Source organism: Terasakiella sediminum (genome assembly GCF_033100395.1).
GTDB lineage: Bacteria > Pseudomonadota > Alphaproteobacteria > Rhodospirillales > Terasakiellaceae > Terasakiella.
In genome coordinates this window covers 50,754-59,883 of record NZ_JAWLVJ010000025.1, presented here as the reverse complement: position 1 = coordinate 59,883, position 9,130 = coordinate 50,754, and the positions used below count along the sequence as shown (strand labels likewise).

General features: G+C 50.3%; 7 protein-coding genes. All 7 read left to right on the top strand.

The window, feature by feature from the left end; translation table 11 throughout:
* On the top strand, nt 1–373 hold a 373-nt coding region (locus RYZ26_RS16940), incomplete at its 5' end, for a thiamine pyrophosphate-dependent enzyme (RefSeq protein WP_317684434.1).
* 172 nt (nt 374–545) lie between these two features.
* Nucleotides 546–1,529, top strand: coding sequence for a sulfur carrier protein ThiS (thiS, locus tag RYZ26_RS16935; RefSeq protein WP_317684433.1), 984 nt, complete (start codon nt 546–548; stop codon nt 1,527–1,529).
* A 29-nt stretch (nt 1,530–1,558) separates the two neighbouring features.
* Nucleotides 1,559–2,566 (top strand): phosphate acetyltransferase, encoded by a 1,008-nt coding sequence (gene pta, locus RYZ26_RS16930; RefSeq protein ID WP_317684432.1) that lies wholly within the window; start codon nt 1,559–1,561, stop codon nt 2,564–2,566.
* Between the two features lie 26 nt (nt 2,567–2,592).
* Nucleotides 2,593–3,624, top strand: a complete 1,032-nt coding sequence (locus RYZ26_RS16925) for a YeiH family protein (RefSeq protein ID WP_317684431.1) — start codon at nt 2,593–2,595, stop codon at nt 3,622–3,624.
* A gap of 16 nt (nt 3,625–3,640) precedes the next feature.
* On the top strand, nt 3,641–4,816 hold the full coding sequence (locus RYZ26_RS16920; RefSeq protein ID WP_317684430.1) for an LL-diaminopimelate aminotransferase: 1,176 nt from the start codon (nt 3,641–3,643) through the stop codon (nt 4,814–4,816).
* 36 nt (nt 4,817–4,852) lie between these two features.
* Complete coding sequence (locus tag RYZ26_RS16915) at nt 4,853–7,087, top strand: HAMP domain-containing methyl-accepting chemotaxis protein (protein ID WP_317684429.1); 2,235 nt, start codon at nt 4,853–4,855, stop codon at nt 7,085–7,087.
* A 613-nt stretch (nt 7,088–7,700) separates the two neighbouring features.
* Nucleotides 7,701–9,128, top strand: a complete 1,428-nt coding sequence (locus tag RYZ26_RS16910) for a DUF4856 domain-containing protein (RefSeq protein ID WP_317684428.1) — start codon at nt 7,701–7,703, stop codon at nt 9,126–9,128.
* The last annotated feature ends 2 nt before the right edge of the window (nt 9,129–9,130 follow it).

Here is a 9,130-nt window from a genome sequence, read left to right as displayed (position 1 = left end):
ATCTTGCGGTCGTGGCGATTGGCCAGGCATTACCATGGTGATCTTCCGTAACTACCAGTGGGGTGCGGAAAAGCGTAACACCACGCTTTGGTTCGACAACAACTTCGTTGGCACAGAACTGAACCGCACACTGAACTATGCAGAAGTTGCCAAAGGTTGTGGTCTGAACGGCGTTCAGGTTCGCACACCGGAAGAACTGACGGCTGCATTGAAGAAGTCCATTGAAGATCAGGATAAAGGTGAAACAACCTTCATCGAAGTTATCCTGAACCAGGAACTGGGCGAGCCTTTCCGTCGCGATGCGATGAAGAAGCCCGTTAAAGTCGCAGGTGTCAGCGCTGCTGACATGCGCCCTCAACAAGGTGACGTCTAACCTTGTTATCAGGGGGTTTTCCCTAACTCCCTGATTTTGTCGGCCGGACCCCTCGATCTTTCCGGCCGATCCCCTACAGCCTCTCCCTAGAGGTGCAACTTCCTGCGGTTTCGATTTTCCGACATCCATAGAGATCGAAACCGCAGACTTTTTTCCGAAAGAAGGACCGATCATGAAACTCATCATCAATGGCGAAGAAATCCGTTTTGAAACGGCGCTGAATGTCGCTGAGATGCTGGATCATATCGGCTATTCCAGCGATAAAGTTGCGATTGAACGTAACCGCGAAATCGTCCCGAAATCTTCTTATGATGTGGCACAGTTGAATGATGGCGATCAGCTGGAGATCGTGCGCATTATTGGCGGGGGCGATCATACAAAGACAGATGATGAAGACCTGGTGATTGCGGGGCGTCGCTTTAAAAGCCGCCTGATCACAGGCACCGGAAAATACGAGACTTACAAACTGAATGCTGAAGCGGTCGAAGCTTCAGAATGTGACATGATCACGGTTGCTGTGCGCCGCGTGAATTTAACGCAGGCTGACGAACCCTTATTGATGGATTATCTTGATCCTGCGAAATATACCTTCCTGCCCAACACGGCAGGCTGTTTTACCGCAGAAGATGCGCTTCGTACCCTCAGATTAGCCCGTGAAATCGGTGGCTGGGATTTGGTGAAGCTGGAAATCCTCGGTGATAAAAAGACACTCTACCCCCGCATGCCGGAAACCCTGGAGACCCTTAAGGTCTTAAAGAAAGAAGGCTTCGATGTGATGGTTTATTGCTCGGACGATCCAAACTTCTGCAAGGCCTTGGAAGAAGAAGGCGCATCAGCCGTTATGCCGATTGCCGCCCCTATCGGGTCCGGCCTTGGTATCCTCAATCCGGTCAACCTGCGCATCATCAAGGAAAATGCCAACGTCCCCGTGATCGTAGATGCGGGTATTGGCACCGCGTCTGATGCCGCCCAAGCCATGGAATTGGGATGTGATGCGGTGATTATGAACACAGCGATTGCCGAAGCCAAAGACCCGGTGCGCATGGCAAACGCCATGAAACATGCCGTCATTGCGGGCCGGGATGCCTATCTGGCAGGTCGCATGCCCAAGAAACAATATGCTGATCCTTCAAGCCCCTTGGCGGGCCTGATTTAACGAACGTACAAACAGGGAAGTTTGAGACTATGAAACCGTTTTATGAACTGGTCCTTCGCGCCCAGAAAACACCGAAACACATTGTGATGGCGGAAGGGGAAGACCCCCGGGTGGTTGAAGGTGCGGTGCGTGCGGTCAATGAAGGTTTTGCCACCATCACCCTGTTGGGCGATAAGGGCAAAATCGCAGAAATTCTATCGCCTTTTGAATATGAAGATGGTCTGATCCAGATGGTGGACCCGACCTCTTCCAAGTTCACGCCGGGCTTTGTGCAGGAACTGGTGAATTTGCGCAAACACAAGGGTATGACCGAAGAAAAGGCCCGCATTGAAGTGGCGAAACCACAGAATTTTGCCAATATGATGGTGCGCATGTCCTTTGCCGATGGCTCGGTGGCAGGTGCGCAACTGACCACGGCTGATGTTGTGCGTTCTGCCATTCAGATCATCGGCGTGGACAAGCGTTATTCCATGATCTCCAGCTTCTTCATTATGATGCTGTGTGAACCGTTCCACGACATGAAAGGCGCGTTGGTCTTTGCCGATTGCGGCCTTGTGGTGGATCCGAATGAGGAGGAATTGAGCCAGATCGGGATTGCGGCTGCCGATAGTGCCAAGAATCTCTTAAACCTTGATCCTCGTATCGCCATGCTGTCGTTTTCGACCAAGGGCAGTGCGTCACATCCCCATGTGGATAAGGTCAACCATGCAGCCGATCGCATTCGGGCGCTGCGTCCCGACCTTCCGGTCGATGGGGATTTGCAGCTTGATGCCAGCCTGGTGCCGAGCGTGAGCGAGAAAAAAGCTCCTGATTCAGATGTGGCGGGTCACGCCAACGTGCTGATCTTCCCGGATTTGGAAGCTGGTAACATCGGTTACAAGATGGCCGAACGGATCGGTAAAGCGCATGCCATCGGCCCTGTTCTTCAAGGCCTTGCACGCCCGGCCAACGATTTGTCACGCGGCTGCGACGCTGATGCGGTTTATCGCATGATCGCTGTGACGGTTGCCCAGTCACATGCCCAGACCCAAGCTTAAGAATTTTACCAAACGGATTTAGAAAAATGACCGATACCACCATGAAAACGGAAACTGGAATGTTTGATAAAGTCACCCGACTGTTCCCCGGTCTTGCCATTTGTTTGGTGATTGCGGCTGCTGCCAAGTTCCTTTCGGAACATTATGGGGCCCCGCAAATGCTGTTTGCCCTTCTGCTGGGGATGGCATTGCACTTCCTGATGGAAGATAAAGCCTGTAAACCCGGTATTGAATCCGGTGCAAAGATCATCTTGCGCACAGGTGTGGCCTTGCTGGGGCTTCGGATCACGGTTGACCAGGTTGTGGGCCTTGGCGCAGCACCGATCCTGTGGGTTGCCGGTGGTGTATTCCTGACCATTGCCTTTGGGGCTTTGCTCAATAAAGCCATGGGCCGCACTTTCCGTTTTGGGATTTTAAGTGGCGGATCCGTTGGGATCTGTGGAGCCTCTGCGGCACTCGCTATTTCTTCTGTTATGCCTAAAGACGACCGTCTGGAACGTAACACCATCTTCGCCGTTCTGACCGTAACGACTTTGTCTACCATCGCCATGATCGTTTACCCGATCATTTGTACAGCCCTTGATCTGACGGATGAACAAGCAGGCCTCTTCCTGGGCGGAACAATCCATGACGTGGCGCAAGTGGTTGGTGCGGGCTATAGCTTGTCTGAAAGCACGGGCGATATCTCCACCATCACCAAACTGTTTCGTGTGGCTTTGCTGGTACCTGTGGTCTTCGTTCTGGGTGTCTGCTTCAAGATGTGGGCGTCCAAGCAGGACGGCATGGAAGTGGAAAGTGGCAAGCTGCCGGTTCCTTTCTTCGTCATCGGCTTCTGCCTGCTGGTGTTTGCCAACACCATGGGCTGGGTACCGGAAATGGTACGCGAACCCATGATCGGTGCCTCTGGCTGGTTTCTGGTCACAGCGATTGCAGCGCTCGGTATCAAAACATCCCTCAAATCTCTCGTCGAAGTGGGCTTCGGACCCGTCGCCCTGATGATCCTGGAAACAGCTTTCATCGCTGTCTGGGTATTGCTCGGCATCATGTACATTCTATAGATTGAAGTAACGGACCATGGACCACAATTTTCACAATGTCAGACGATTACCTCCCTACGTTTTTGCCGAAGTGGACGCACTGAAAACCCCGGCACGTGCGGCAGGCGAGGATATTATTGATCTGGCGATGGGAAATCCGGATCGGCCCACGCCACAGCATATCGTTGATAAGCTGGTGGAAACAGTGGCCGACCCCCGGACCCACCGTTATTCGAATTCTTGCGGTATCCCGGGCCTGAGAAAGGCGCATGCCAATTACTATATGCGCCGTTTCGGGGTTGAGATTGACCCGGATTGCGAAAATATCGTGACCCTTGGGTCCAAGGAAGGCCTTGCAAACCTTGCAAGCGCAATTTCAGCCCCGGGTGATGTGATGCTGGTCCCAAACCCCAGCTATCCGATCCACCCGTTCGGGTTCATCATGTCCGGTGCGTCTGTGCGCAATATTCCGATCAAGCCGGACCAGACCTTCTTTGATGCGTTGGAACGTGCAGTTCAGCATTCTGTACCCAAACCAACCGCCGTCATCCTGAATTATCCCAACAACCCAACAGCAGAACTTGCAAGCGTTGAGTTCTATGAAGAAGTGGTGAGCTTCTGTAAGCATCACGGTATCTGGATTTTGTCTGATCTGGCTTATTCAGAGATTTATTATGGCGACACGCCACCGCCTTCTGTTCTGCAGGTCAAAGGCGCGAAAGATGTCGCCATTGAATTTACGTCCATGTCTAAAACTTACAACATGCCGGGATGGCGTATCGGGTTTGCAGCCGGGAATAAAGAACTGATCGCAGCCCTTACCCGCATCAAATCATATTTAGACTACGGGGCCTTCACACCAGTTCAGGTCGCCGCCATTGCCGCACTGAACGGTCCGCAGGACTGTGTGGAAGAAATTCGCGGTGTTTATAAAGAACGTCGCGACGTCTTAATCAATGGATTGGCGGCTGCGGGTTGGGATATTCCCGCCCCGGAAGCAGGCATGTTTGCCTGGGCCCCGATCCCTGAAAAATTCGCACACCTTGGATCACTTGAATTTGCCAAGCTGTTGCTAACCGAAGCCAAGGTTGCCGTGGCACCGGGTATCGGTTTTGGCGAACATGGCAACGAACATGTCCGGATTGGTCTGGTTGAAAATACACAACGTATCCGACAGGCCGTTCGAAATATCAAAGCATTTATCAATCAATAAAAAAAAGGTGAAATAAGCAATCAGCGGAGGCGCACAATGAGTACTAAAAATCCTATACGAGTATTATATAATTGCATTGATGGACAGTTTGGTGTCCGACAGAAATTGATCGGCGCATTTGCGGCTGTGTCCATTCTGGCCGTCATTTCCGGTGCGGTTGCTTTCGTTGCCTTTAATGTTGCGGGTGAAGCCCTGCAGGAAATCACCGATGATCATATCCCGCCGATGGTTTCCGCCAACGAATTGATGCTGAACAGTGAACGACTGGCTGCTGATATCCGGGCATTTGCTACCATTGAAGATTTGGAAGCGCTGAATAAGGAACGTTCCCGCATTGAATTCAGCTTTGCGGTGGTTGATAAGAACTTTCAGGCGCTGCGGGCCGTGTTCCCCAGTGATGAACGTGTCCAGAAAGCCATGGACCTTGAACAGAAACTGAAGGTCAATTTCAAAGAAATCGCTGATATTCAGACAGAGAAACTGACCATTGCCCAGCAACTGAACCAGATTTTTGCAACCATTGGCGAGACACGGGCAGAAGTTTCTAAAAAACTGGCACCCGCTTATTCATTTTCGCGCGGGATCATTGATAACGGGCGCATGATTGTGGATGAACAGGATTATCTGCTGGACAGCGTCAGCTCTTCCAAGCAAGTGCTGAGCGAAGTGATTGAGGCAGCGGAAGGCAGTATCGTTTATGCACAACTGGAACGTCAGATTTTGCAATATGAAGCCAACCTGACGGCCTTGCTGAATATGACTGATCCGAAAACACTGGAACTGGCGAATATCCGCACCTTTGATTTGATTGTGACCGCGCAGGAAATAGTTGAAAAGCTGCCACCTTTGATGAAGGAAAATTACAGCCCACTGGTGACGACACTGGTTGGTTTTTCCAAGCAGGAAGAAGGTAAGGATACGGTTCTTTCGCTACATATGAAAACATCTGAAGCCACGGCCAAAGCCAATGGTTTGATTGAAAGTCTCTACAGCAATTTGAACCGTCTGGGCTCTCTTATCGGTAATCTGAATTCTGATTTGAATGAGAATATCAATCTGGCAGGGGCGAACGCCAAACAGACCAGTGACAAGATGTTGTGGGCTGTGGGTGCAGCGACCATTACCAGTTTGCTGGTCTCAGTTCTGACTGTTTGGCTTTATGTTATGCGCAATGTGGGGCGTCGCCTCCAGGCGCTGCATCAGACCATGCGTGGCTTGTCCCGTGGCGACCTGAGCGTGGATATCGATACTGATGGCAATGATGAAATTTCCAAAATGGCAAAAGCTGTTGGGATTTTCAAAACCAATGCCATTGAAATTGAAAAGCTGAAAGCCGAAGAACTGGATAAGGAATATCAGCAGAAAATTGGTCTGGCCCAGGAATTGGAAAAGCTGGCAAGCTCTCTGTCTGACGAAGTTCTTGAACTGGCCCATGGAGTGAAAGATCAGTCTGTCGTCCTGCAGAGTTCAGCCGATAAAATGGACAAGGTGGTTGAAGATACTTTTGCTCAGAGTAACAAGCTTGATACGGCCTCGAACGAAACCAGTCAGGCGGTCGCGACCATTGCGACAGCGGTGGATGAACTGGCAGCAACGGGCGATGAAATTCAACGTCAGGCTCATCATTCCCTTGAAATTTCAGATGCAGCACAAGTTCAGTCACAGGATGCCAGTGGCAAGGTGACGGGGTTGAAAAAAGCGGCTGACAGCATTGGTCAGGTGACCGATCTGATTTCTGATATTGCGGAACAGACCAACCTTCTTGCCCTTAACGCGACCATCGAAGCCGCGCGCGCGGGCGATGCAGGTAAAGGCTTTGCTGTGGTGGCAAGTGAGGTTAAGACGCTGGCGGACCAGACCGCTAAGGCGACCGATCAAATTTCGCAACATATCGCGGATATCCAGTCTGCAACGCAAGGTGCAGCCGACAGTATCACCAGCACATTGGGCACGATCAATCAGATAAATGAAATCGCCGGATCGATTGTGCATACGGTGGAAGAACAGAGCAATGCAATCTCTGAAATTTCCCACAATATGCATACGGCTGCCGATAAAACCAACGAGGTTTGCAGCGGGGTGACGGCTGTTCATAAAGATACGGAAGAAAACAAGAAACTGTCAGGTGAAGTAAGAACGGCGGCTGATAGTGCAGGTCAGCAGATCCACCAGTTGGACGAAAATATCGAACAGGTGATCATGACCCTGCAACAATCCGCAGCCGGGCAAAATGCTGCCGCTCAAGAGGTACTGAACAGCAAGAAGGCTTAACAGCTTGGTGCGGCTCCCCACAGTCGCACTAAAGCGGGGCGTTCATCCTAATATGTGGTCCACCCTTTTATAGGGGAGGGTGAACGTCCCAGCTTTTTACGAAAGGTACTTTCCTCATGATCCTGCCGGGCGCGGTGGTTGGGTATTTTCTAAGAACTGGTCCGGCCATTCTGGCTGGCGTTTTGGGCGGTATGATTTAGGCACAGGTGTACTGGAAAATTTCCGCGAAAATCTTTGACCAGTTCATAAATGTCCAAGGTGGTGATAACCGCGCGAATGGGCGAACAGGCTTGGGGCTGAATATCTCCCGGTCGATTGTCGAAGCTCATGGCGCGGAATCGGATATCGTGACAATCAGTCACATGGTTCGGTTTTTACTTTGATACTCCGGTAAAACAAGCGGTATAAGCACCGAATTTTGAAAGAATTTATAACTCAGAACCTTTCATACCTGTATCCTATCACATTGAAATAGATAGAAATAATTTTGCATAGCTTGACGTAAGTTGATGTGGTTAATGAGATTGAGAGTGATTCTTAAAAAAGTGCTTGATGTGAATGAAATTGCGAACTATTCTCAGCCGCAGCTAAATATTCATGTTGAGGAAAAACTATGAAAACCACCTTTAAAGTTGGTGCGGCAGCACTTTCTTTTGCATTGCTTGCTTCTACGGTAATGGCTGACGATAAAGTCTATGCAGACTTCCCGATTACGGTAAAAGGCTATGAAGGTAAGAAAACCACTTCTGTTTCTTACACTGGCCAGATCGCACGTCAGACACTGCATGATTCTCTGAAAAAACTGGCAGGTCAGGGCAACGGCAAGCCAAATGCAGAACTGAAAGCAAAGATGCTGTCTTACTTTGAAGGTAAAGATGCAGGTCGTGCGATCCTGGCACCAAAATCAAAAGGTGCGTTTGTTATTTCCCAGACAGAAGTTGACGCGATCAGCAAAAAGAAAAACCTGTCCGGCAAGACCTATAAAGGGGTCATCGTTGGTATGCCAAACGGCCTGACAGGTGAAGAGCTGGTGAAATTCTGGATCGAAAAAGCATCAGAAGCCAACAAAGGTGTGGACTTGGCAAACGGGTACAACTACCCACAACTGATTTCCAAATTCATCATGGGTGCTGTTCTTTATAACCAGGCCGTTGATAATTACCTGGATGAAAAACTGGCGGCAGACACCAAGCCAAACGACAAGCCTTATTCTGATGGCGCGGCCTACACAGGTAAAGAACATGTCTGGGACGAAGCTTTCGGTTATTTCGGCACACCTGCCCACACCATGACCCTGACAGCCAAGCAAGTCTATGAAATTGCCAAGCTAGGTTCAGCTTCCAAAGATGCGAAAGATGCGCTGATGTATGCCGACTATAACAAAGACGGCAAAGTAGATCTCAAAACAGAAGCAGCTTTTGGTCCGGCTTACTATGCGGCGGGCTTTGATAAAGGTGGCAAGACCACTTATCTACACACCATCACCGAAGCTTTCATTGATGGCCGTGCGCTGATTGCCTCTGCCAAGGGTGAAAAACTGACAGATGCACAACGCACCCAGTTGAAAGGCTACGCCGACACCATCGCCAAAAACTGGGAAATGGTTTTGGCCGAAGCTACGTTTAAATATGCGGGTTCCGTCTATAAAGACATGGCGAAGCTGCAAGTGATCATGGACGCCAATGGCGAGACAGACAAACAGTATAAAGCCTACGTCAAGCACTGGGGGGAGCTGAAAGGTTTCGCACTGGCGCTACAGACAGGCAAAAGCAACATGGGTGAAGCTTCTACCAAGCTGAACCGTCTGATCGGTGCGGGTCCGCTGCTGTTGAACGCGAGCCAGGTGACAGACATTGATCGCAAAGGCAATTACCTGCGGGATCAGACCATTTCCTGGGGAGAATACATGCTGCATATGGCCAAAGTGCAAAAGCTGATGGTTGATGCCTTTGGTGTGAAAGCCAAGTCAAACGATGTCACCAAAGAAATGGCTGAGTTGATTGACAAGCTGGGTGATTCCCTCACAGCTGAAAACGACTAACA

Excerpts from the sequence above, each read along its gene's own strand:
- thiS (WP_317684433.1), top strand. The coding sequence starts at position 546 with ATGAAACTCATCATCAATGGCGAAGAAATCCGTTTTGAAACGGCGCTG.
- pta (WP_317684432.1), top strand. The coding sequence starts at position 1,559 with ATGAAACCGTTTTATGAACTGGTCCTTCGCGCCCAGAAAACACCGAAA.
- RYZ26_RS16925 (WP_317684431.1), top strand. The coding sequence starts at position 2,593 with ATGACCGATACCACCATGAAAACGGAAACTGGAATGTTTGATAAAGTC.
- RYZ26_RS16920 (WP_317684430.1), top strand. The coding sequence starts at position 3,641 with ATGGACCACAATTTTCACAATGTCAGACGATTACCTCCCTACGTTTTT.
- RYZ26_RS16915 (WP_317684429.1), top strand. The coding sequence starts at position 4,853 with ATGAGTACTAAAAATCCTATACGAGTATTATATAATTGCATTGATGGA.
- RYZ26_RS16910 (WP_317684428.1), top strand. The coding sequence starts at position 7,701 with ATGAAAACCACCTTTAAAGTTGGTGCGGCAGCACTTTCTTTTGCATTG.